Origin of the sequence: Bacteroides luti, from assembly GCF_900128905.1 — a bacterium.
GTDB lineage: Bacteria > Bacteroidota > Bacteroidia > Bacteroidales > Bacteroidaceae > Bacteroides > Bacteroides luti.
This window is the reverse complement of record NZ_FQTV01000013.1, coordinates 113262-139407: the sequence shown is the minus strand read 5'-3', so window position 1 is coordinate 139407 and position 26146 is coordinate 113262. Positions and strand designations below refer to the sequence as shown.

Genomic DNA, 26146 nt, shown 5'->3' with positions numbered 1-26146 from the left:
CTTTTTCTCTAAAACCTCGATGAATGCACCGGTTATCTTACATTATGTCAACTGCGTAAGCTCTGTCTCTCTTGCAAAGCGGGTGCAAAAGTAGACTATTACTCCTAACAATCCAAATATATCTAACTCTTTTTTCTCACTTTTTTTGCAGATAAGACTTAAGTCTCTGAACTACAACTGTGTTGTAGAACATATTTTTTGAATTTTGCAAAGGGCCATGGAAAAGCTTATCCCTACTTAACACATTATATATTTACGTGCGCGCGTAAAGAGCAGCCGAATAATTTTATGATTTACATTACGCTGGAAAAGCTTTAAAGTTACTTTTAGTTAGATTCTCACGAAAAAAAAGAAAATGCATGCTTTGATCTGCCCCATCTGCTACCAAGTAGGTATTATTCATTATATATCAGCTATTTAGATTGGTGGTAGATAAAAACTATCTACAAATTATCTGCTACCAAATGGTTGTATCTGCTACCAGGGTAGTTACTCCATTTGTTTGAAAAAGCAGGCCGGGTATTTCTCCGAATCCCACGGGAGATTTTATTTCTTCCAAATAGAAATTATTTATTATTGTACAAAACATTGTTTTCTTCTGTACAAAAGAATAATTTGTTCTGTACAAAAGATTACATTCTTTTGTACAAGAATGCACAAAGATGTCTAGGAGGATTAAAAAAAAGACGGTGAGTGTTTGCAAAAAGACCGGACAGGTTGGAAAGAAACAAAACCGGCAATGAAAGATTAACCTATCAAAAAGAATAAGAGTCTACATTTAGAAGAGAATAAACTAAAAATTATGAAGGGTATGCTTCTAAAACCACACAATTGTATACATATAAAGAAATTAAATCAAAGCTATAATATGAAAAATATATCAATTCAGCAATTCTATCGTACATAATATATAATGAAGTTAAACCGGCAGTAGCAGATAAACGCTTTTAGTGGGAGATAAAATGTATCACATTTTTATCTCCCACTAAAATAAACTATTAATAATCAAGACAATGAATACATTTTTGTAGCAAGTAGCAGATGATGCTGCACTTTTTTATTATTTTTCATGAGAAAAGTAAACTTTAACTGGTATAAGCCGATTTATGCCTATAGAGATAGTAAGGGGAAAGAGTATAAAATATATAAACTACTTTATCCTTGTATACTTTTCAATGGTATAATTACTTTTATCTATTTGACCGTTTTTATCAACAGGCCAAGTTTGAATAAGAGTATCCCCTCTTATACCTAATAACATTTTTATAGTTTTACCTACATATTGTTTATTGACATGATATAGAATAGTTTCCTCATATTGATCGCCATTCAATTTATAAGTGCCAGCCGCATAGTTATCTTTGTAAACACTATCTTCCTTGAATCTGCCTACAGAAATAAAGTTTTTACCTGACCAAACTTTCACATCAGTTCCTGTAACATAACCTACAATTTCAAATGCTACTGTATCTGAAGCAATTCTTTTAAAATATTGCAGTTGCCATGCTCCTACTTCAGGATGCTTAACTTCTTTACTGCCACAACTACTAATGATTAATAAAATCATTAAGTAAAAAATATGATTTATTTTCATAGCTATATGTTTAAGAAGTAAATAGATAACAATTCATTATTTTATCCTTACATATTTTTCAATATAATAATTAGCTCTGATAATTTTGCCATTTTGATCAACGGGCCATGTTTGGGTAAGAGTATCATGTTTGATTTCTAATATCATATTAAAGATTTGATGTTCAGCTAGTTTATTAAAATGATATAATACAGTTTCCTGATATTTATTATCTACTAATTTATAAGTACCTCCTCCATAAGTATCTTCAGTGACCGTATCAGGGATAACTTTTCTACTACCTGCAAAAAAGAAGTTCTTTTCTGACCAAATTTTAATCTGGGCACCCTGAATGTTGCCTGGGAATTCTGTTATAACAGAATCGGCTGCCATATGTTTAGCATAAACCAATTGCCAGGCTCCTATAGGCAAATTTCTTTTAAATGGTTTACAACTACCTATCATCAATAAAATCATTAAATAAAAAATAACTTTTATTGCTTTCATAATTTAATATTTTGTAGGTTAATAGATTATTATACATAAGAACGATCGTAGAATTACATTTAAAAACAAACTAATTCTATCTTTTAGATTTTCTTATTTAATGCTAGTATAATCAGCTATTTATTTTTTAAACAAATGCTTCTTATCCATTGTTTATAACAATAAATAAGCTAATATAGTTCATAAGAAATAACTCTTGAAATAACAAAAGACGATTTAGTAATTGAGTAGTAACAAAGACGATTATTTAATTTACGCAAAAAAATGAATAATCTAGAGTTTTGTGTGGCTATTCAATAAAGAAATAACACCACGATAAACATTTTTTTAGTCCGCATAAGCATCCAATTTGTTAAATATACGGATTTTACATGATATAGTTTTTTTATTCACGAAATATATAAATATATTTGCCTTAAATAAAGTTAATTTCTTATTAACTAAAAAACAAAACAACATGAAAGATATAGATGAATACAGACTTGGAAACCTTGTTATATTTGAAAATGAATCTACAAAAGCAAAAATTGTAAGAGTAACACAAATTGAATATGTTAATAATACAATTTATTCTTTGCAAATTAACAACTGCAATTGGATTTCCAGAAAGGAAATAAAACCTGTTCAATTATTTATTGATTCATTAGTTGATTTAAAATTCTATATAAATAGTGATTACCAAAAGGACAACTTAGGTAATATTGTTAAAGTGGATTACATAGAAGATATATATCATTACTCTAAAGGTAGTTTAGAGCTCAAAATACATAAATCAGATGATACTATCTGGTATAAAAAAAAGCAAATTCATTATATACATCAACTGCAAAATTTATGTGCTGATATAACAGGAGAACCTTTTACTATATCAGAACTTTACGAAAGTCACTTTACTAAATCCTTTTTTGAATACTCCAGTTTTTAATTTCCCCAAATTAATGATGCTGTATACTCAAGTAAACTCACTTAATTTACATTTAAAGGACTGTTGAAGTAGTCAGTAAAGCTTATATTATAAGCAAAATATAAAAATATTAGATATTTAAAAAGACAACAGTTGTATCTGCAATATTAATGGGATTTTTACAAATATTATAAGTTAAAATACCTCTGTCAGTTAACAACTAGTTCCTAATGAAACATTTTTAAGAAACCGGAAAAAATAAATGAACGTTAATCTATTAGAATCAACTATTTTTATTAACTTTATTTTTTGCAGCTAAATGAGACACACTATGAAAACAGCGATCGTTATTGGTGGAACTGGACTGGTGGGAGCTCAACTGGTTGATTTACTATTAAACGACCAGGATTTTGAAAAGATCAAGGTGTTTGGACGTAGATCTTTAAACATCTCTAATTCAAAACTCGAAGAGCATTTAATAAACTTCTCGAAACCGGAAGACTGGAGTGATCTGGTTAAAGGGGATGTGCTGTTTTCATGCATTGGAACTACAGTCTCAAAAGCAGAAAGCAAAGAAAAACAATTTGAGGTAGATTTTACGTATCAATATAATTTCGCAGAGATCGCTTCAATGAACAGAGTTAGCGAATATGTTCTTATTTCATCTATCGGAGCCAATAGTAAATCTATCTTTTTCTATCTAAGAATGAAAGGTGAATTGGAAGATGCCATAAAAAAACTTTCTTTCAAGAAAATCATCATTGTAAGGCCAGCTCAACTTTATGGAAACAGGCATGAAAAACGTGTGGGTGAAATAATGGGACTTGCAATAAGCAAAGCATTATGCAAAATAGGGTTATTCCATGAACATCGGCCTATTCATGCCAGAAGAGTTGCAGAAGCTATGATCGAATCTACTAGATATTATAATTCTACAGTAACCATATCTTCATCGGAATTATTTGGTTTGTCTAAATTTTACAACAGAAATAAAGATATTTATTATACAAAAAACAGTTCCAGTAAATTGTTTTCTTATTAGCTTCTAAGTTTCAAACATTTACGAGAAGGCACAATCTTAAAGAAACTGCAGCATCACAACAATTAAAAATAAAAAAATATTAAGATATAATATTACAAACAATTAAGGCTGTTCCAAAAAATACTAATACTTTATAATATGAATATTTTTCTGAACAGCCTTTTATTTCTTATCGATTTCAACTAATCATTTTGATGTTGAGGACGAAGTAAATCATTCACAGTTTTCACTGGGTTAAAAGTAGAAAGAGGCACTTCTACAAAAACAGTACTCCAATCGCTCATTGCCCCATTCCATAGTCCTGGTAATTCTAAAGCTTTCAGATCTTTTCCATTTTTAGATTTGTTTGAAATAAATCCTGTAGCAGGATCTACAAATTTTGTAAGATCGAATTTATGTCCTTTATAATCACGAACTGAACAAACTAAATCTACAGGATTGAAATGAGTACCTTTCTCAAACATATCTTTTGATTTAGAATCACTCATATCAATCTGAGAACTTTCCAGTATTTGCAAAGAAACAGTTCCATCAGAGTTATATGCAAGGAAAGGACCGCCTCCTGGTTCTCCCACGTTTTTAACCATACCACAAACTCTCATCGGACGGTTTAGCTTATTTTTAAGATAAAGAACTAGATCCGCATCTTCCAAAACTTTTGTCTCCGGATTTTTGCAGAACAATTTTTTCTGTACAAACTGTATTATTTCTCTAATTTGTTCAGCTGTGTATTTACCACTATCTAAAAGTTTAAGATACTTAAACGCTTGAGATTGCAACGCAACCAAAACGCCTGCAATAAGTTTTTTGTAAAGTATAGTATCTTCTTTCAGTTTATCCGGAACAACATTATCTATGTTCTTAATAAACACAATGTCAGCATCTAAATCATTCAAATTTTCAATTAGTGCACCATGACCTCCCGGACGAAACAACAGACTTCCATCTTCATTACGGAAAGGTTTATTATCCTTGTCTGCAGCTACAGTATCTGTACTTGGTTTCTGTTCAGAAAACGAAACACAATATTCCACATTGAAATTCTTCGAATATTTCTCTTTTTTCTCCTCAACTAATGCTTCAAAAAGCTTACGATGTTCTGTTGAAACAGTAAAGTGTACATTTACCTTGCCCGATTTGCCAGAAGCATACATTGCACCTTCTGCCAAATGCTCTTCCATAGGTGTTCTTGCACCATCTATGTATTTATGAAATTTCAATAAGCCTTTTGGAAGAGAACCGTAGTTTAATCCGCTTTCGTTAAGAAGATTTGCTACTACAGCTTTATAATTTCCAGAATTAATTAATGATGGAATATCTTGCTTTTCATTTTTCAAGCAGACTGCATTTAAATCTTCATAAAAAGCAAAATTAGCAACATGAGCAAAAAAATCTTTCTCAAATGTTGTAACTGGCCCATTATTATCAGCTTCCAAAAACTCAAAAAGATTCTTAAACATCCTACTTGCTGCTCCTGATGCCGGAACAAATTTCACAATAGTTTTATCCCCTTTTATATACTCTTCCCATGCTGAAAGATATTCTTTTTGAGTTTCAGCATCTAATTCCAGAATTCCTTTCCCTATAGATGCTGCTGAATCTAGCTTTAAATAAGGAAATCCTTTTGCGAAGCATAAAAGTTGACTTTCTATCTGAATTTCAGAAATACCTTTTTTAGCGAGTAGCTCTTTGTCTTGATTTGTAATCATAAGTATCAAAGTATTAATTTCACTTCCAAAAGTACAAAAAGTTATTTATCATAACCCATAAAAGAAAGAAAAAAACTACTTTTACGACAGAAATTGAAAAGTTATGGAAGATACCTCATTTTTCACAGATAAAGAGTTAGCAAATCTACGCTCTTTATATAGAAAATTACTGTATACGGCAGGAGATACCATAAGCCGGGAAGATATACAGACGTTAAAGAAGCACCTTTTCGAAGCTATTCAAGCCAATTGTATGCAACGAAACAGTTTTGACATGAACCCTATAATAAGGGATATGCAGACTGCAATAATTGTTTCGGAAGAAATTGGGATGAAAGGATCATGCCTTATAGGGATTATGCTCCATGAAATGGTAAAAAGTAATTTTTGCACTATTGAATCTATACGTGAAATGTATGGAGAAGATGTGGCAGTTATTATAAAAGGCTTAGTTAAAACCAGTGAGCTTTATGCTAAAAGCCCAGCTATTGAATCGGAAAATTTTCGTAATCTTCTGATTTCATTTGCAGAAGACATGCGGGTTATACTAATTATGATAGCCGACAGGGTGAATATTATGCGTCAGATAAAAAACTCGCCTAATGCTGAAGACCGCCTTAAAGTAGCTAATGAAGCTGCATATCTATATGCTCCACTTGCTCATAAATTAGGACTTTACAAATTAAAATCAGAATTAGAAGATCTTTCACTGAAATATACCCGTAAAGAGACTTATTATCAAATTAAAGACAAGCTTAATGAAACCAAAGCTTCTCGTGATAAATATATCCAGACTTTTATTGAGCCTATAAAAAAGAAACTAGAAGATGCCGGACTAACCTTTGATATTAAGGGACGAACAAAGTCTATTCATTCCATCTGGAATAAGATGATGAAACAAAAAACTCCTTTTGAAGGAATTTATGATTTGTTTGCTATCCGTATTATTCTTGAATCGGATTTTGATCGTGAAAAAGTAGATTGCTGGCAAGCGTATTCCATCATTACGGATATGTATCAACCTAATCCAAAACGTTTGCGCGACTGGTTATCTATACCTAAAAGTAACGGATATGAATCACTTCATATAACAGTTATGGGGCCTGAAGGCAAATGGGTTGAAGTGCAGATAAGAACTCGCCGTATGGACGATATAGCAGAACGAGGACTAGCTGCACACTGGAAATATAAAGGCGTTAAAGGTGAAAGTGGACTAGACGAATGGCTTTCTTCTGTACGCGAGGCTTTAGAAAATGCCGATGACGATTCTATGAAAGTAATGGATCGGTTTAAACTTGACCTTTACGAAGACGAAGTCTTTGTCTTTACCCCAAAAGGAGATTTGTTTAAACTTCCTAAAGGAGCAACTGTGCTTGATTTTGCATTTCACATCCATAGTAAACTAGGCTGCAAATGTATTGGCGCAAGAGTTAATGGGAAAAATGTTCAATTGAGACAAACTCTTAGCAGTGGAGATCAAGTTGAAATAACAACATCTAACACACAATTTCCAAAGCAAGACTGGCTGAATATCGTAACAACCTCAAAGGCACGTAACAAGATTCGTCAGGAGTTGAAGGAAATAGCAGGCAAACAAACAGAATTTGCAAAAGAAACTCTTCAAAGAAAGTTCAAGAATCGTAAGCTTGAATATGATGAAGCTGTAATGATGCGCTTAATAAAAAAGTCTGGATTCAAAACCGTTACAGACTTTTATCTTAAGATAGCCGACGAAACTCTAGACATCAACGACGTTCTCGAAAGATATAACGAAATGTTGAAGAAGGAAACAGAAAGTCATGAAGATATTCCCTACCGAAGTGCAGAAACGTATAATCTTCAATCTACTGTTGATGAAAAAGCTGCAAAGGATGATGTATTAGTTATTGATCAAAATCTGAAGGGGTTGGATTTTAAACTTGCAAAATGTTGTAACCCTATCTATGGTGATGATGTATTTGGATTTGTCACAGTATCCGGAGGTATTAAAATCCACCGTGCAGATTGTCCGAATGCTCCTCAGATGATGGATCGTTTCGGTTATCGTATAGTTAAAGCTCGCTGGGCCGGAAAAGCTGTAGGTAAACAATATCCTATTACCCTTAGAGTCATAGGGCACGATGATATAGGAATCGTAACTAATATTTCTTCTATCATTTCAAAAGAGAAGGATATTAACCTGAGATCCATAAATGTTAGTTCACACGACGGACTTTTCTCGGGAACACTTTCAGTTACGATTGACGATACTTCCCGTCTGGATGCTCTGATTAAAAAGCTTCAGGGTGTAAAGGGCGTTAAGCAAATAAGTCGTAATTAATGTTATGGAGAAATTCAGCATAAAAAAAAGATTAAAAAGTTTCACCTATGCCTGGAAAGGCATAGGTAGCTTTCTTTTTAAAGAACATAATGCATGGATACATTCTTCTATAACCTTTGCTGTAATAATTTGCGGCATTATTTTTAAAATCAACACTTTTGAATGGATAAGTATTGTACTTTGTATTGGCATTGTCTTTGCAGCAGAGGCATTTAATACTTCCATTGAGCGGTTGGTAAATTTAGTTTCTCCACAAGAAAATAATATAGCAGGCGATGTAAAAGATATTGCCGCGGGTGCAGTTTTAATATGTGCTATTGCTGCTGCCATAGTTGGACTTATTATTTTTATGCCTCATCTTATTGCTTATTTTCAGTAATATTTTGACTTCCAGATGGTCTTGATGGTATTCTAAAAGACTCTGATCGTTTAGTAGCGCTAAATACTAACAAATATAACAATCAACCTAAACTAACAACTTATTATGAAAAAAGGATTCTCGAAATTTTTGATTTTCTTTTTGGCATTATTTTCTACGACAAGCTTTTCTGTTAATGCAAAGAAAAGTGGAGATATTGCTGATCCTAATCTTCGGCTACATTACAATAGTCCAGCTAAATTATGGGAAGAAACACTGCCACTTGGCAACGGACGATTAGGCATGATGCCGGATGGAGGAGTTGAAAAGGAACTTATTGTTCTCAATGATATTACGATGTGGTCGGGTTCGGAGGCTAATTATAACAATCCGGAAGCCGCAACCTATTTACCTCAAATCAGAGCTCTATTGTTACAAGGGAAAAATGAAGAAGCTCAAGACGTTATGTATAAGCACTTTGTTCCTGTAAAACCTGAAAAAGGAGGCACCTATGGTAGTTATCAAATGCTGGGAAACCTTGTAATTGATTATACTTATAAAAAAGAAGCAAAAAAGAACTCGCCAGATTACAATAGGCCAGATTCTTACGAACGGGAACTAGATTTGAATAACGCTGTTTCCAAAACACATTTTTATAAAGATGGAATTGAATATATTCGTGAATATTTTGTATCCAGAACTAAAGATGTAATGGTTATCAGAATCAGTTCTCCCAATGTAATTGGTGCCGTTTCGTTCAAAGCAATGCTGAACCGCCCGGAAAAAGCAAAAATAAGAGCAGAAAAGAATCAATTAGTAATGGAAGGAGTATTAGACAGTGGCGTAGATGGAAAAGATGGAGTATCTTTTACAGCTAAACTCCGGGCAAAAACACACGGAGGTTCTGTTTCTGTAAAGGATGATGTACTGGAAATTAAGAATGCCAATAGCGTTGAATTATACATATCCGCAGGCACTGATTTTAAAATTGGAGGACAACAATATAAAACATCAGTAGATTCATTAATGAATAAAGCATTTGCAATTTCATACAATAAAATTAAAAACGACCATATAGCTGATTATGCATCATATTTCAATCGTGTAAAATTAAACATTGGTAATGTCAACTCTATGTCGGCAAATTACCAACATAAATTACAATTAACAACCGATGAACGCATCCGTTTATTCCAATTAGATGATGATCCTGCACTGGCAGCACTTTATATGCAATACGGACGTTACCTGTTTATCAGTAGTACGCGTCCCGGTACTCTCCCACCCAACTTACAGGGATTATGGGCTAATACTATCAGTACTCCGTGGAATGGTGATTATCATCTGAACATCAATATACAGATGAATTATTGGTTAATGGAACCAGGAAATTTATCCGATTTATACCATCCACTTCTGAGCCTGACAAGCAATTTAAAAGATTCTGGCGAGAAATCAGCTAAAGCTTTTTATGGAGATAAAGCAAAAGGATGGGTTGCACACATGATGACTAACGTATGGAACTATACTGCTCCTGGCGAACACCCATCATGGGGAGCAACCAACACTGGCGGCGCATGGCTTTGTGCTCATTTGTGGGACCATTATGAGTTTTTGGGAGATAATAAAACGGAAGATGGACAATCTTATTTGAAACAGATATATCCAATATTAAAAGGTGCATCAGAATTTTTTCTCTCTACCATGATTGAAGAACCAACTCATGGTTGGCTAGTTACAGCTCCCAGTTCATCACCGGAAAATAGTTTTTATACAAAGGAAGGCTCAGAACCGGTCAGTATTTGTATGGGACCTACCATGGATAACGAACTAGTTAGGGAACTTTTCTCAAATGTAATAAAAGCATCTCAAATTCTAGGATGCGATGAAGAATATCGTAAGCAGCTTAGTGATGCTTCACTTAAGCTTCCTCCTTTCCAGATAAGTAAAGATGGTTATCTGATGGAATGGCTTGAAGATTATAAGGAAACAGATATTCACCACCGTCATGTGTCACATCTTTACGGTTTACATCCTGGAAATCAGATAACACTAAGCAAGACTCCAAAACTGGCAGAGGCATGCAAAGTTACACTTAACCGAAGAGGTGACGAAGCAACAGGATGGTCGCGTGCATGGAAAATGAATTTCTGGTCGAGATTAGGTGATGGTAACCGCGCTTACAAATTATTTAAGAGCCTACTTACTCCAAGTTATCCGCCTGAAACACCAAGCAAAAGAGGCGGAGGAACATTCCCTAATTTATTCTGTGCACATCCTCCTTTCCAGATTGACGGGAACTTTGGCGGTGCAGCCGGAATAATGGAAATGTTACTTCAAAGTCACGAAGGATTTATCAATCTTTTACCAGCTATTCCAACTACTTGGGATGAAGGAACTTTCAACGGCTTAAAAGCACGTGGAGGAGCTACTATAGATGTATCCTGGAAAAACGGGAAGCCCACATTTGCTACTATTAAATCGGCCTACGGAGGAACATATAAACTAAAAGTTCCGGAAAGTGTAACAACTGTACAAGTTAAAGGAAAAGGGATTAATAAAAAATTCAGCAAAGAAAAATTCATAGAAATACCTATCCATAAAGGAGCTAGAGTAGAAGTTCGTTTTAAGTAATAAAATCAATTTTAATTATATAGAGGGAATGTTCTGATTATGAATATTCCCTTTTATTATTCTTATTCTTGAGATGTAATCCTCGAAAATAAAAAGCAGTCTGTTTTGTAAAATAGTATTAATATTTTATACAATGGATAGTTATTTAGAATTTAAATTGTTTAAATACGCTTTTAGTATTGAATGCTTAAGAATTTATTCCTATTTTTGTACCAGAATCACTTAAAATTATATCAATGGAATATTTTCAGTTTATTTTAGACTTTGTTCTTCATATAGATGATCAATTACCCCTACTTATAGAGCAATACGGCACTTGGATTTATGCAATTCTTTTTTTCCTTATTTTTCTTGAAACAGGATTTGTTGTAACTCCTTTTTTACCTGGTGACTCTTTATTATTTGTTGCAGGAACATTAGCTACAGTATCAACCAACCACATGAACATACATTTACTGGTTCTTATGCTAATTATTGCAGCCGTTTTGGGAGATGCGTCCAACTACGTTATAGGCCGATATTTTGGGACCAGGCTTTTCAGTAACCCAAATTCTAAGATTTTTAAACAAAAATATTTAGAACAGACTCATGCTTTTTATGAAAAACATGGTGGTAAAACAATTATTTTAGCTAGATTTGTTCCAATAGTACGCACATTTGCTCCATTTGTTGCAGGTATGGGACACATGAGTTATCGTCATTTTGCACATTATAACATTATTGGAGGAGTTGTTTGGGTTACATTAATAACCTATATTGGCTATTTTCTAGGAAGCCTGGAAATCGTTCAAAAGAACTTAGAGATTATGATCATTTCGATTGTAATTATCTCTATACTTCCTGCTATTATTGAGATTTGGAAAAGCAAACGCAAAAACAAAGCGGCTTAACAGACACTATTAAATCGTGCAGATGTAATACACATCCTTAATAGCATAATATGAAGTCCGGGAAGGATAATTCTTTTTCTTTTTTGAATCTGTTTTAATAATTAAGATAAATCTACTGTTATTAAATACTATGAATAGAAGAGAACCTTCATTTATTAACAATCTCTTATTTAGAGATTATCGTTTTATATTTCTAGTATGGATTATTACATCTATAGTATGCGGAGTTTTAAAATATACCAGAGGATCTTATAATAACTTCAGTATATTTAAGAATCTGTTCTGGCATGCTATTCATCAATTGCCTCTTTATGAACATTACCCCAAAGAATACTCTGATGTTACTCATTATGGAGTATTTTTCAGCTCTGTAATTTTCCCTTTTGCTCTCGTACCGGATATAATAGGTGTTATATTATGGGTAACACTTAGTACCTGGTTTTTATTTTATGCAATAAAAAGGTTACCACTTAGCAGAAACGAACACTTATTCGTTTACCTTTTCTGTGTTATGGAGTTATTCAACTCTTTGGCTTCGCAGCAGTTCAATGTTGGAATAGCTGCTATTCTTATTTTCTCTTTTTTTCTGATAGAGCACAAAACGGATTTCTGGGCAGCATTTTTTATTATGCTGGGAACTTTTACCAAATTATATGGAATCATGGGACTAGCTTTTATTCCTTTTTCAAGAAATAAAAAAAGGTTTCTGTCTTCTTGCCTGTTTTGGAGTGTAATTATGTTCTTTTTCCCAATGCTTTACACTTCACCGGACTATGTACTTACACAATATCATTCATGGATAATTGATCTTATTGAAAAGAATAGCCTGAACCAGTTTGCTTATTATCAAAATATATCATTACTAGGTATGGTCAGAAAAATAAGTGGTTGTAGCACTTACTCAGACCTTTGGTTGATTATTCCCGGTATTATACTATTCTGCCTGCCATTCTTACGGGTAAAGCAATACCGTTCTCAGAGTTTTAAACTAATGATATTAGCTTCAACATTATTATTTGTTGTATTATTTAGCACTGCAAGTGAATCTGGTACGTACATTATTGCAATGATAGGAATAGCTCTTTGGTATGTAAAAACACCTTCGCAAACAACCTCACTTAATCTAACTCTTCTAATTTTTGCCTTTTTCCTGACAGGACTTTCAAGCAGCGACCTGTTTCCTGTAGAAGTAAGAAAAACATTCATTTTTCCGTTCGCTCTAAAAGCTTTACCATGTTTCATTATCTGGATTAAGATTACCTACGAGCTGTGTTTTCTTAATTTCTGCCTGAAAGAAGGAATTCCAAGAGCAGAAGAAGATCGTATGTTGGTTCCAAATGATAATAATGAGATAGATATTGTATTGCCTTGTTATAACCCACCAACAAATTGGCAAGAAACAATGCATGAAAATATTAAGCAAGTATTTAAATATTTCCCGGATAAGGTTTTTCATATCATCGTAGTTAATGACGGCTCATCTATAAACATGGACGAAGCAGAAATAGAAAAGTTCAGAACTATCATGCCTAAAGTTCAGTTAATCAGTTATACGGAACATAGAGGAAAAGGTTATGCCGTTAGAAAAGGTGCTGAATACGCCTGCTCTTCCCTGATGATATATATAGACTGGGATTTTCCGTATGACAAAGAAAGCATGAGGGCAGTTTTCGAAAAACTTGAAGAGGGTTATGATATTGTTGTAGCAACAAGAACCAACAGTTATTATCCAAACATTGATCTTAATACGATACGCACCTATATTTCCGTCTTAACAAGAATATTAAACTGGATAGTTTTGGGAATCAGATATAGTGATGTACGTAGAGGATTCAAAGGAATGAATCGTAAAGGCAAAGATCTTCTGCTAAAAACTCAGATTAATCATTTTCTCTTTGATACAGAGTTTGTTTATTTGGCATCAAGGAAAAGATATATGCACATCTGCAGTACAAGAGCAAAGTTAAGAGAGAGTGTAGATTTTACCTTTATGGATATAACAGCTTTTGGTAGAGAAATAATTAATTTTATTCGAATTGCTGTGAAATAACTTAAGCATTCTCCTCCACACTCATATATTCAAAATTCCAACTTATCGGCAATAAAATGCCGATTATATCTATTATCTTTGTTCATAGAATGACTATAGAAGAGCGAAAAATAATCCATATTGACATGGATGCCTTTTATGCCTCAGTTGAGCAAAGGGACCATCCTGAGTGGAGAGGCAAACCTCTTGCTGTGGGCCATGAAGAAGAACGTGGTGTTGTAGCTACAGCTAGTTATGAAGCCCGTCGTTATGGTATTCATTCTGCCATGTCATCCGTAAAGGCTAAAAAGCTTTGCTCCGAACTAATATTCGCTCCATTGCGCATGGCTGTTTACAAGTCTGTTTCTGCACAAATACATCAGATTTTTCACGAATACACAGATATCATAGAACCTATTTCGCTCGATGAAGCATTTCTGGACGTGACTGAAAACAAAAAAGGTATTGATTTGGCCGTCGATATTGCCAAAGAAATTAAGCAACGCATAAAAGAAGAAACCGGGCTCACAGCATCAGCGGGAGTTTCTTACAATAAATTTCTGGCGAAAGTAGCATCAGAACATCGTAAACCAGATGGCCTGTGCACCATTCATCCTCAAAAAGCACAAGAGTTTATAGACAAACTACCCATCGAATCTTTCTGGGGAGTTGGTAAAGTGACAGCAAAGAAAATGCATGCACTAGGCATACATAATGGTGCATTGCTTCGAATGAGTACTCCGGATTTTCTAACCCTACAATTTGGGAAAGCAGGAATGCTCTATTATAACTTTGCTCATGGCATAGACCCTCGCCCTGTAGAGCCGGAAAGGGAACGCAAATCGGTAGGATGTGAAACAACATTCGAACACGATTTAGAAATAAAAAGTTCTATTATAATAGAGTTATATCATGTTGCTCAAGAGCTTATAAAAAGATTAGAAAAATCTGGTTTTAAAGGCTACACTCTTACACTAAAAATAAAGTTCAATGACTTCACTCAGAAAACGCGTAGTATTAGCGAAGATCATCCGCTCACAACTTTAAAAGAAATTCTGCCTTTAGCCAGAGAACTACTTAAAGGAGTTGATCTAACTAATCACCCTATCCGCTTGTTGGGACTGAGCGTTTCAAATCCTTGGGAGGAAATAGCTTCTAGAGAATACAAACAATTATCGTTTAAGTTCAAATAGAGTATTTTGATTTAAATAAACAAACAAAAGATTATTCTATTTTCAATTTAATATCTATATTTATAGCCATATATCAACAAAAGTCTAAATATTAACATTTTAGATTATGGCTATTCCAACATCAAGAACTAAAGAACGTGGTCGGATAATATTAAACAAAGACCTTTGCAATGACTGCGGACTATGTGTTTCTGTTTGCAAAGATTTTAGTCTGACAATTGAAAACGGAAAAGTAAAGCAGTCAGATAAACCATTGTTCGGTTGCTTAGCTTGTGGACATTGCATGATGATCTGTCCCCAAAAAGCAATAACCATTGAAGGTAGATGTACTTCAACCGATGATTTAATAGATATTCCTTCCAAAGAAGAAGCTGCATCATATAAATCAATGCTGAATTTATTGTACCGTCGCCGGAGTATTCGTGAATTTAAAGATGTTCCCGTTGAAAGTGAACTAATAGATAAAATATTAGAAGCTGCTCAAACAGCGCCAATGGGCTTACCACCCTCGGACGTACATGTATTAGTTTTCGACAGTAAAGAAAAAGTTTCAGCATTTGCAGAAGACTTCTGCCATTATCTGGAAAACATGAAATGGTTTGTTTCCAAATGGTTTCTCACTATAATGAGACCAATCTGGGGAAAAGCGAATACAGAACTATTTAAGGGATTTGTTCGTCCTTGTGTTTACGCTTATACCGATTACATGATGAAAGGCGAAAACATTGTAAATTATGATGCACCGGTTGCACTATATTTTTACGCGACTCCCTATAGCGATCCGGCTGATCCGCTCATAGCTGCAACATACGCCATGCTTGCTGCCGAGTCATTGGGTTTGGGTACCTGCTTTAACGGTGCTGTACACCCATTTATCCAAAATGGAAAAGTTGCCAGGCTATTTAGAGAAAAATATGGAATTAAGCACAAAAGTCGTGAAGGCATATTCCTTCTTATTGGTTACCCAAAAGTAAAATACACAGCAAGCATAAAACGAACATTCGCTTCAATAGATAGAATTTAGCATATTGTCGTCAGGATATTTATTGGCCAATGGTTTAGATTCTTTGGTCAATAAATTAAAATCATTGGCCAATAAAATTGCGGTCTTTCACCAATAATTTTGAATTATATTCTGAATGCCAGATTAGGCATTTAAAATGAAATCCCCTGCAATGTTATAATGAACAAACATTGCAGGGGCAGTTTTTTTCAACGATTTAGATAACTTCTTTACAAGCAAAGGCTTGTATACAATATTTTATATTAGAACTTATAGCCAGCAGTTATTCCAAAGTTAATATTCTTTGGAGCATTATCACCATCTCCTAATTTTGTTAATCCAAGCTGACTTTCGAGTCCAATGATAACTTTATTAAATTCCAATGAAACGCCAAAACCTAATCCGGCATCAAATCTTTTGAGGCCATCACTACCGAATGTATCTGTATCACCCGATTCAGTTTGACCATTGGCACTAACCTTGCCTGTTGATTTTCCACCTACACCGTAAGCAAAATATGGACCGGCTGCAATAACAAAATTAGTATTGTTAGAAATCGGCATTCTTGCCTGCAGATTAACCGGTAATTCAAGATACATTTGGTTAACAGTTACTTTAGCACTGTATCCATTAACATCTCCTGATGCTTTCGTTCCTTTTGATGATAACAATAAAGATGGCTGCAAAGACCATGTATTATCTAACGCATATTCCATGCCAACACCAAGTTTAAAACCAATTTTGGCATCAAGTCCATCTGTACCTTCACCTGTCCAGTTACTAATATTCAGACCTGCCTTTGCGTTCCATGAAACTGGAGTTGCATTTGTTTGAGAACTTTGCGCATTTACCAGGGAATTACATCCTAGTAAAAGCCGCTAATAAAAACAGTTTTTTCATATAAAATAGTTTATGCCTTTAGTCCCCAATCAGGCGTTTTTTATTTTAAGCGTGGGGATAAAATTATTTATCACAATCAATTGCTATAAAAACAATTATAATAAGTAATATGAATTAAATAACCTTTAACGCTATATAAAAAAAGACGTTACAAATATATTTATCTTTTTCACACAAAACAACAATTTTTACAACTTATTTTTTGTCTTTATTATATTGCAACTTCTAAAACATTTGTGTCTAGATATTTATACTTATATTCAAAGACTAAATTATCTTATAATAGTCCATATATTTCCTTCACAACAAGTCAATATTATGTATTATAATTCAAACCATTTCTATTATGACTTGTTTTTAATTAGAGAGAAAGAATAGATAGTCTTTATTTAAGTAGTCATGAAAGCAAGTGTTATTTCTAAAATCATATTAGTTGTAATATTTCTGTCATCATGCTTTAAAGGAGAAGCGCAGAATATTGTATCTGATACTATAAAAGTTTCTGCCGGAAATTTAAATTCACTTCTTGGAGATAAAAAAGGTCTTATTACAAACTTAACACTCAAAGGAAAAATAAACGGAACTGATATTACAACGATTCGAAGTATGGCAAAATTAACTGTACTCGATATGTCAAAAGCAAGTATAGTAAAGGGAGGAGTTTTTATAAGTTCCTTATATGATGATAAAATAGAGGTATCAAATGACGAAGTTCCAGAAGAAGCCTTCTATTCTAAAGATAATCTAAAAACAATAATCCTTCCTGAAAACATAACAGCAATTGGTCTAAAGGCATTTTCAGATTGCACAGGCCTCACTGCTATAATAATTCCTGAAGGGGTTACTTCTATTGGTACTAATGCATTTTATGGTTGTTCAAAACTAACAATCCTTTCTCTTCCGGCCAGTATTACTCTTATTGATTATGGTGCCTTTCAGGAATGTTCGGGATTAAAAGAAATACATTGTAAAGCTACAGTTCCACCCAAGATCACCCCTTTTACATTCTACGGAGTACCTAAAAGTACCTGCAAATTATATGTTCCAACTGGAATTTCAGCACAAGCCAAAACTGTTGCAGGTTGGAATGAATTTAAAACCATCCTTGAAGAATAATTGAAATAGAGAAATCTATTCAATTAACAACCACTGATTATCTATCTCATATTGTAGGTATGAATACTTGCTCCTTGTGCTGATGGCAAATAATTAATTCCATACCAACACATTTGCAAGAGAACAAAAGACACTAGAAGTATAACAAGCGCTTTTCGGTATTCATTCCTTTTATGAAGACGGAAATGAATGTAGCATAAATAACTTAACCATGTTGCAGCTGCCCATGTTTCTTTCGGATCCCAACTCCAATAGTGTCCCCAGGCTTCTTTTGCCCACAAGGCTCCGGATAGTAAACCAAGAGTTAAGAATGATAATCCAACATTAGCCAAATTATCACACAGATCCATCTCCATAGGCGATATTTTTTGTTTCTTCTTCCAAAGGAGGTAGATAGCCATTACTGCTGCAGCACCCAGCATTGCATAAGCAAACATATATACGATAACATGTGGTGCAAACCAAGGGCTTTGTAATGCAGGCATCAATGTTTTATTATGTATCTCGGGTTTTAGTATATTGATGCAAATAAATATTAATGAAAGAATAGTACTAAAACTAAGAATCCACTTATATTTCCATCGGCTATATGTGATAATCCCAACCAGTGGAAGGAAGAATGAATACCACAAACGAGTTTCCCCCATCGTCCGCATTGGAGGACGTTCAAGTGAAATCCACATTCCTACGATAAATATAAAGAAGACTACTAATCCCACTATTGTAAATCCGTGAACGAATACAGTTTTTTTCTCTCTCCATGCAGCATACGCACCAAAACTCCAGAAGCAAAGAGACACTATGGCAAACAACGAAAAATATTCCCAACTCATACTTTATCCTCCTTAGTCTTTTTAGCCATAGTAAACATACATATTGCTCCAATTACCATCATTAATATTCCTGTATACACTATTGGTAACCATGGATCTTTTACTAACTGAAATACACTAACCTCACTCCATCTGCCTTTTGATTCATCATAACTTAATTGATAGATTTTCCATCCATCAATTTCAAAAGGCTTATTCACCTCAATTATAGCATCATTAACTTTCATAGATTCTAAATACACCGTTACACTTGAATAAAAACGTTGTGGTTCCAGTTCCGGCATTATCAGACTCACTTTATCATCCAACTTTATTGCGTTATAGGGAAACATAAAGTTTCCACAACTCACCCACCCTTCACGAGATATGCCTTTTTTACGATTTGTTGCTTTCGCATAAAGAGCATTTGTTGCTCCAAAAGAATGAAATTCAACATACCGAAGTGTATCTCCTGATGGCACGCTTGCAGCATATGGAAGATACTTTTTTACTGAAATAGTCCAGTCAAGCAGTTGGCCGGTTCCAAGGCCAGGCTCTACTAAAAAAGTGGCAGGCTTTCCTTGAGGAAGAGATGCACCTGTTTCATTGTCAATCAACATTAATTTAGGTGGATACTCCTTAATTGAAAATTTATGTAATTCAATAGCTAAAGGCAATTCAACAACTTCTTTTCGTTCATTTAAAGCACGCCATTCCGGCCTTCCAGCCATTGTAGTCATTTCGAGTTTTTGAATATCTGCACTTCCTAAAATAGAACCAACCAGCGCCAATAACAAACCAATATGATTCAACATAAAAGATGTATCTCTCCATTTAAAATGATTCAATCTTCTAATTATCGTCATTGATAAAATAGTAATCATCCAAAGAAATAATAGTGCGAAAGACCATGCAGAAAGCATCTGAGAGAATCCAATGAAGTTTCCTTCCATTGAAATATAACCGGGAGTCTGCCTGATAAGCCCCATCAAAACAATCATAAATACCATAGACGACATGGAAGATATGGCTGCCTGATAACTACTAAGCCAGCTAACTATATAAGATGATTTCTTGTATTTAAGATATAATACCGTAAGCAATAAAAAATATCCAATTCCTGAAATCAGATTAGCAGGATAGGCAAGAGCATCAAGGTTTATTTTTCCAATTGACATCTGGAGCAATGTGCCTGTAATAAATAATCCGATACAGATTGAATATCCTTCTTTAAATCCCCAAGGTTGTTTCCACATATACTAATATTTGTTCAATTCTTACACAAAGATAACCACTATCAACATTTAATGATGATAGTGGTTACTTTAATTTCATTCAACTTTAATCTTTATATTAAATCTTTGAAAAACGTCCGTTAGCTTTTGCTTTCTCAATCCAGCGTGGAACAATCGTTTTAAGAAATTCTTTTTTTGCTTTTTGTTCTTTTGGTATATCCAAACCAATATATTTCTGAGCTTTTGCTTTTGTAGAAATATCAGGCATTGGTACATCTGCAGCGTAACCATTCTTTGCCAAAACTTTAGCAATAGCCAAACGAGCTTGCAATGCTCTGTCTATTCCATGACTCAACATGCGCTGAACTTCCTGAGGAGCATGAAATGCAGCTCCATGCGATGCAACTGAAAAATCCCATCTCCATTGAGCCTGACGAATTAAGTTCAAAGCCTCTTTCATCTGCACTTCTGTGGCTCCTTTATCCCATGCAAATTTAGCTTCAATGTGCGCTTTGGCTAGTTCTTTTTCCAAACAAGTACGTATTTCATTGCATTTTCTTTGTCTTTCATACACATTATTGCGAAGAGTTTCTTCTGTTTCGCGGTGACAAACCTGACAGGTTCTGTCTATGGATGCTAAAGGACTTTGAATATGATGGTCACTATATTTAATACCTCCTTCATTTTCATACGGCATATGACAGTCGGCACAAGAAACACCTCTCTGTCCATGAATACCCAATTGGAATATTTCAAAATCAGGATGCTGAGCTTTTAGTATTGGAGCTCTGCTTAAAGCATTCTTATAATCAAAGTAGTTAGCTTTATCGTAATATTCTTCAATTTTTTCTACAGTCATTCCTTTATCCCAAGGAAATGTAAGATAATTGCCATCTTTCTTGAAATAATACTCAACGTGACATTGAGCACAAACCAATGATCTCATTTCTTGAGGAGTTGCTTTATCAATATCCCTCCCCTGACGAGCAAAAGCCTCACGCAAAGCAGGGCGACTTATATGCAGATTCATGGTTTTTGATTCATGGCAATCGGAACAGCCTATTGGATTAACTATTTCACTGCCAAAAGCAGACCATTTGTTATTATAGAACGCATTTACTCCTATTGATTCCATCATACGAGGAACATCCGGACTTTTACATGTCCAGCAAGTTGAAGGCTGAGGACCATCTTTATCCGTTTTAGGTGCTCCGGTTCTGAGAGTTTCTCTGATATCATCAATAGCATGCATATGTCCTCTCGGAGTTTTATATTCTTTTGAAAAAGCGTATCCGGCCCAAAGAATTACCATTTCGGGGCGTTGCTCCAGCACATCCACAGCCTGACTGCCATTGAATTCACTCTTAAAACTCGTATCTGCTGTCTCTGACCACGTTTGATACTCCCTTGGATAATTATCCCTGAAAATTTCATTCCTAGGCTCGATGCCTTTAATATCTACTTTTTTGTTATTATAGATGCTAACTACCTCTGCTCTGTGCTCCATTAAGGAGGCGACTATCAATCCTAATACAAAAACAATGATCATTGTTCCTCCAAACAATAACCACCCTTGCCATGCTTTCAGTTTCTTTTCCATATCCTATATCTTTATATTCTTCTGACTATTTCATTATTTTCTTCAACCATTCGGGTACAGGCGATTTCGGATAAGGAACCAGTGCATAAGGAGTTGAAGATAGACTGTTTGTTCCTCCATGAGTAACTTGCCGATGACAATCCCAACAAGCTTTACCTTCCCCAACCTGGGTCATCATGTAATCCACTCTACCGGTTTTTACAAATTCAGTATTTAATTGAGTGTGGCAACGGATACAGTTATTCATAATAACTTCTGAACTTGACGGAATTGCCTGAATAGTCTGCCTCTCAGTGTTAGTTAAAAACTTATATGTGTGTCTGACGCCATCATTTGCCTTGAAGAAATATTTTTTTGCTATATTCTCGTGAGGAACGTGACAATCATTACAGGTAGTCCCCCTGTTGTGAGAACTATGTTGCCAGGTAGCATAATATGGCCCCATTACATGACAATTGACACAAGCTGCCGGACTATCTCCCAGGTAATCTTGCACTCTTAGCAAGTAAAGAAACAGCCATCCACTACCTGCAATCACTCCTAGCAGAATGATTAATATTAGCTTGTGAGAGTATCTGATTCTTATATCCATAATGATTAATACTAAAAAAAAGATTCAATATATATTAAATCAGAAAATAATCAAAGAATAAAGGAACAGTTGAGTTCGTGATAAACTCCGTACATAAAATTAACAGCTAAATATACATATTATACATGAAAAATAAAAATATTTAAGAGAAAAAGAAAATAACTTCAAATATATATAAACAAGCTAATAATATACTATTATATACAATGCTTAAACACAATATATCTGATAATAAGCATTTTATATTAAAAGTATATAACTAATCAACAAATCAACATGTTTGAAAACATATAATAAATAGAAAAGTTTGGTATATTCAATTCAATCAAAGTACAATAAATCAGCATATTAACAAAATCAATGCAATACGTGTGTTCGAACACACGTATTGCATATTCAAATCTTTAATCATAAATTTGCATCGACAACATCAATAAAAAGCATGCCCATTAACAACAATGACAAAAGATACAGAAAATATAAGAATTAAAGATATAGCCCAAATGGCTGGTGTCTCTGCCGGAACTGTCGACAGGGTACTTCATAACCGTGGACGCGTTTCTGAAGAGAATCTTAAGAAAGTGAACGCTGTACTTAAGATGGTTAATTATCAGCCAAATTTGATAGCAAGATCTTTAGCTTCAAAAAAACAATATAAAATAGTAGCCATAATCCCCTCTTTCAAAAAAGGGGAATATTGGGAAAGTATTTCTAAAGGGATCGACAAGGCTGGCAATGAGTTTGAAGATTATGGGGTACATATTCAGAAACTATATTTTGACCAATACGACAACAATTCTTTGAATAAAACTGTAGATGAACTTTTTCAAATAAGTTTTGATGCAGTTCTAATTGCTTCACTGTTTGCAAATTCTGTAATTAGTATTTCCGAGAAACTAGATGAATTGAATATTCCCTATAATTATATTGACTCAAATATTTCAGGGCAAAACCAGCTTGCATATTTTGGTACCAATTCCTTTGACAGTGGTGTTATAGGTGCAAAAATATTACTAAATTCAATTGGTAAAGACGCAAATATACTGGTATCAAGGATGATTCACAGCGGAGATCAGAATTCCAATCAAAGTATTAACAGAGAAGCTGGATTTAATAGCTATCTAAATACTGTAGGCTACACAGGAAAAGTTCATTATGTGGATTTAAAGATAGGCAGTTCTGTATTCAACTTCAGTGTACTTGATGCATTCTTTGAGAGTCAAAACAATATAAAAGGAATAATAGTTTTCAACTCTACATGTCACAAACTTGCTAATTACATAAAAGTCAGAGACATCCACAACCTAATAGTTGTAGGATATGATGCAATTGAAGAAAATGCAAATGTATTAAGAGAAGGCTATATAACTGCACTGATAGCTCAAAGGCCGCAACTTCAGGGTTATAATGGAATAAAATCTCTATGCGAATATTTAATACTCAAAAAAAGACCGCAAAAAGAAAATTTTATGCCGATTGATATCCTGATGAAGGAAAATGTGGATTATTATAACGAACAATAGCAATTTATATACAACTTTTAAAAACAAAAAGATGGAAAATTTATTTAACATTTCTGGTAAAGTAATCATCATCACAGGTGGATATGGTGTTTTAGGTAGAGGTATATCTATGTACTTAGCTCAGCAAGGAGCTAAAATCGTGATTATTGGCAGAAGCCAGGAAGAAGGCGATGCACTGGTTAGCGAAATAAAGAAGCAAGGCGGACAGGCAATGTTTGCGCAGGCTGATGTTACAGATAAAGCAATGTTAGAAGATTGCAAGAAACAGGTTCTAAAAAATTACGGTAAAATTGATATTTTAATAAATGCAGCCGGAGGTAATATGCCAGGCGCCACAATTGCTCCTAGCCAAACAATCTTTGATCTGAATATAGATGCAATGAAAACAGTGGTAGACCTTAATCTGTTTGGTACTGTATTGCCTACTATGGTATTTGCAGACGAGATGGCAAAGCAAAAAGAAGGAGTAATCCTAAACTTCTCTTCAGAATCTTCACTGCGTCCACTTACCAGAGTTGCCGGATATGGTGTAGCAAAAGCTGCAGTAAACAACTTCACTCAGTATATGGCCGGAGAACTTGCTATCAAATTTGGAAATGGTATCCGCATGAATGCTGTAGCTCCAGGATTTTTCCTAACCAATCAAAACAGAGCATTGATGCTTAATCCTGATGGATCTCTTTCTGATCGTGCTAAAAGCGTAATGGCACATACTCCTTTTAACCGTTTTGGTGAACCGGAAGATTTATTCGGAACCGTGCACTACCTTATCAGCGATGCTTCTAAATTCGTAACCGGAACAGTAGCTGTTGTTGATGGTGGATTTAATGCTTTTACCATCTAATATAATTTAAACTTTAAAATACTGAAATTATGTATTTATGCGAACAAACATGGCGTTGGTACGGTCCTAACGATCCAGTTTCCCTCTGGGATATCAAACAGGCCGGAGCTACCGGAATAGTGAATGCTTTACACCATATTCCTAACGGAGAAGTATGGACTGTAGAGGAAATTATGAAGCGCAAGGAACTTATTGAATCTGTAGGCCTTACTTGGTCTGTTGTTGAGAGTGTTCCTGTGCACGAACACATAAAGACGCAGACTGGAGATTTTCAGAAATACATTGATAATTATAAAGAGTCTCTTCGCAATTTAGGCAAGTGTGGCATCAACATTGTTACTTACAATTTCATGCCGGTACTCGACTGGACTCGTACCGATTTGGCTTACACTATGCCAGATGGATCAAAAGCACTTCGCTTCGAAAGAGCTGCTTTTGTTGCTTTCGACTTGTTCCTTTTGAAACGTCCTGGTGCTGAAAATGAATATTCAGCAGAAGAAAAAGCAAAAGCTAAAGCACGTTTCGAAGAGATGACCGATGAAGACAAACATACATTGGAACGTAATATTATAGCTGGTTTACCGGGTTCTGAAGAGAGCTTTACACTTGCACAATTCCAGGAAGCACTCGACCGCTATAAAGACATTGATGCAGAGAAACTTCGTGAAAACTTAATCTATTTCTTAAGAGAAATTACTCCTGTAGCAGATGAAGCCGGGGTTTATCTGGTTATTCACCCAGACGATCCTCCTCAATCTATTCTTGGTTTACCTCGTATTCTTAGCACAGGCGATGATTTCCAGAAGCTGATTGATGCTGTTCCAAACAAATCAAACGGCCTATGTTTATGTACCGGTTCTTTTGGTGTAGCTGCTCATAATGATTTAGTAGGAATTATGAAACGTTTCGGAGATCGTGTAAACTTTGTGCATTTCCGTAGCACTCAACGTGATGAGGAAGGAAACTTCTATGAAGCAAATCACCTGGAGGGTAATGTAGACATGTATCACGTTATGAAAGCATTACTTGAACTTGAACAAGAACGTAAGGTTTCTATCGCAATGAGACCGGATCATGGACATCAGATGATTGATGACCTGAAAAAGAAAACTAATCCGGGATATTCTTGCATCGGTCGCCTTAGAGGATTGGCAGAATTACGCGGACTTGAAATGGGTATTGCCAAATCTATGTTCGAATAGATAAGAATCAAACTCAATTTAAGCATTGCAAACACATATCGCATTTTATAAATATAAAACCTAACCAGTTAAATTTTCAATTTGTAATGTGATGGCCGACCGGAATGTTTCTGCATTACCGGTCGGTTTTTTATGTATAATCGCCACTACAATATATTAA

Annotated in this window: 21 protein-coding genes; 13 read left to right on the top strand and 8 right to left on the bottom strand. The window is 34.6% G+C overall.

The window, feature by feature from the left end; translation table 11 throughout:
* Window positions 1-1150: 1150 nt before the first annotated feature.
* Both BUC21_RS12510 and BUC21_RS12505 read right to left on the bottom strand, forming a co-directional pair.
* Complete coding sequence (locus BUC21_RS12510) at window positions 1151-1594, bottom strand: hypothetical protein (protein WP_139261434.1); 444 nt, start codon at window positions 1592-1594, stop codon at window positions 1151-1153.
* Window positions 1595-1630: 36 nt separating this feature from the next.
* Window positions 1631-2080, bottom strand: a complete 450-nt coding sequence (locus tag BUC21_RS12505) for a hypothetical protein (RefSeq protein ID WP_073402909.1) — start codon at window positions 2078-2080, stop codon at window positions 1631-1633.
* 457 nt (window positions 2081-2537) lie between these two features.
* On the opposite strand from BUC21_RS12505, the gene BUC21_RS12500 reads away from it, so the two are divergent.
* Window positions 2538-3005, top strand: coding sequence for a hypothetical protein (locus tag BUC21_RS12500; protein ID WP_073402907.1), 468 nt, complete (start codon window positions 2538-2540; stop codon window positions 3003-3005).
* A gap of 310 nt (window positions 3006-3315) precedes the next feature.
* Entirely contained in the window at window positions 3316-4026 is a 711-nt protein-coding gene (locus BUC21_RS12495) for an NAD-dependent epimerase/dehydratase family protein (RefSeq protein ID WP_073402905.1), read from the top strand.
* A 182-nt stretch (window positions 4027-4208) separates the two neighbouring features.
* On the opposite strand, the gene BUC21_RS12490 is transcribed toward BUC21_RS12495, so the two are convergent.
* Window positions 4209-5735 (bottom strand): DUF4301 family protein, encoded by a 1527-nt coding sequence (locus BUC21_RS12490; RefSeq protein ID WP_073402903.1) that lies wholly within the window; start codon window positions 5733-5735, stop codon window positions 4209-4211.
* Between the two features lie 103 nt (window positions 5736-5838).
* On the opposite strand from BUC21_RS12490, the gene BUC21_RS12485 reads away from it, so the two are divergent.
* The 7 genes from BUC21_RS12485 to BUC21_RS12455 all read left to right on the top strand — a co-directional run bounded on the left by BUC21_RS12485 (window position 5839) and on the right by BUC21_RS12455 (window position 16183).
* A complete protein-coding gene (locus BUC21_RS12485; RefSeq protein WP_073402901.1) occupies window positions 5839-8055 on the top strand; it encodes a RelA/SpoT family protein in 2217 nt (738 codons plus the stop codon).
* Between the two features lie 4 nt (window positions 8056-8059).
* Window positions 8060-8434 (top strand): diacylglycerol kinase family protein, encoded by a 375-nt coding sequence (locus tag BUC21_RS12480; protein ID WP_073402899.1) that lies wholly within the window; start codon window positions 8060-8062, stop codon window positions 8432-8434.
* Window positions 8435-8539: 105 nt separating this feature from the next.
* Window positions 8540-11047 carry a glycoside hydrolase family 95 protein gene (locus tag BUC21_RS12475; RefSeq protein WP_073402897.1) on the top strand — a complete coding sequence of 836 codons (2508 nt, stop codon included), beginning with the start codon at window positions 8540-8542 and terminating at the stop codon, window positions 11045-11047.
* Window positions 11048-11283: 236 nt separating this feature from the next.
* Entirely contained in the window at window positions 11284-11937 is a 654-nt protein-coding gene (locus tag BUC21_RS12470; RefSeq protein ID WP_073402895.1) for a DedA family protein, read from the top strand.
* A 130-nt stretch (window positions 11938-12067) separates the two neighbouring features.
* The gene (locus BUC21_RS12465; RefSeq protein WP_073402893.1) at window positions 12068-13987 is read left to right on the top strand and encodes a glycosyltransferase 87 family protein; all 1920 of its coding nucleotides are present in this window, start codon (window positions 12068-12070) and stop codon (window positions 13985-13987) included.
* Between the two features lie 95 nt (window positions 13988-14082).
* Window positions 14083-15159 (top strand): DNA polymerase IV, encoded by a 1077-nt coding sequence (gene dinB / locus BUC21_RS12460; protein WP_175550520.1) that lies wholly within the window; start codon window positions 14083-14085, stop codon window positions 15157-15159.
* A gap of 106 nt (window positions 15160-15265) precedes the next feature.
* Window positions 15266-16183 (top strand): nitroreductase family protein, encoded by a 918-nt coding sequence (locus tag BUC21_RS12455; RefSeq protein ID WP_073402889.1) that lies wholly within the window; start codon window positions 15266-15268, stop codon window positions 16181-16183.
* A 242-nt stretch (window positions 16184-16425) separates the two neighbouring features.
* Here BUC21_RS12455 and BUC21_RS12450 read toward each other — a convergent pair whose 3' ends face one another.
* On the bottom strand, window positions 16426-17016 hold the full coding sequence (locus BUC21_RS12450) for a porin family protein (RefSeq protein ID WP_073402887.1): 591 nt from the start codon (window positions 17014-17016) through the stop codon (window positions 16426-16428).
* 445 nt (window positions 17017-17461) lie between these two features.
* Here BUC21_RS12450 and BUC21_RS12445 point away from each other — a divergent pair, with 445 nt between their 5' ends.
* The gene (locus BUC21_RS12445; RefSeq protein WP_073402885.1) at window positions 17462-18178 is read left to right on the top strand and encodes a leucine-rich repeat domain-containing protein; all 717 of its coding nucleotides are present in this window, start codon (window positions 17462-17464) and stop codon (window positions 18176-18178) included.
* Between the two features lie 41 nt (window positions 18179-18219).
* On the opposite strand, the gene ccsA is transcribed toward BUC21_RS12445, so the two are convergent.
* The 4 genes from ccsA to nrfH form a co-directional block, all read right to left on the bottom strand.
* Entirely contained in the window at window positions 18220-19011 is a 792-nt protein-coding gene (gene ccsA / locus BUC21_RS12440) for a cytochrome c biogenesis protein CcsA (RefSeq protein WP_073402883.1), read from the bottom strand.
* The gene (locus BUC21_RS12435; RefSeq protein ID WP_073402881.1) at window positions 19008-20246 is read right to left on the bottom strand and encodes a cytochrome c biogenesis ResB family protein; all 1239 of its coding nucleotides are present in this window, start codon (window positions 20244-20246) and stop codon (window positions 19008-19010) included. Before BUC21_RS12435 ends, ccsA begins: the two co-directional genes overlap by 4 nt.
* 97 nt (window positions 20247-20343) lie before the next feature.
* Entirely contained in the window at window positions 20344-21825 is a 1482-nt protein-coding gene (gene nrfA, locus BUC21_RS12430; RefSeq protein WP_073402879.1) for an ammonia-forming cytochrome c nitrite reductase, read from the bottom strand.
* 25 nt (window positions 21826-21850) lie between these two features.
* Entirely contained in the window at window positions 21851-22417 is a 567-nt protein-coding gene (gene nrfH / locus BUC21_RS12425; protein WP_073402877.1) for a cytochrome c nitrite reductase small subunit, read from the bottom strand.
* Window positions 22418-22875: 458 nt separating this feature from the next.
* On the opposite strand from nrfH, the gene BUC21_RS12420 reads away from it, so the two are divergent.
* Genes BUC21_RS12420 through uxuA form a run of 3 tightly spaced genes read left to right on the top strand, consistent with a single transcriptional unit; the run spans window position 22876 to window position 25986 of the window.
* Window positions 22876-23940: a LacI family DNA-binding transcriptional regulator gene (locus tag BUC21_RS12420; protein WP_073402875.1), complete on the top strand. Its 1065-nt coding sequence runs from the start codon at window positions 22876-22878 to the stop codon at window positions 23938-23940.
* A gap of 31 nt (window positions 23941-23971) precedes the next feature.
* Window positions 23972-24784: an SDR family oxidoreductase gene (locus tag BUC21_RS12415; RefSeq protein WP_073402934.1), complete on the top strand. Its 813-nt coding sequence runs from the start codon at window positions 23972-23974 to the stop codon at window positions 24782-24784.
* 29 nt (window positions 24785-24813) lie between these two features.
* Entirely contained in the window at window positions 24814-25986 is a 1173-nt protein-coding gene (uxuA, locus tag BUC21_RS12410; RefSeq protein WP_073402873.1) for a mannonate dehydratase, read from the top strand.
* Window positions 25987-26146 lie beyond the last annotated feature (160 nt).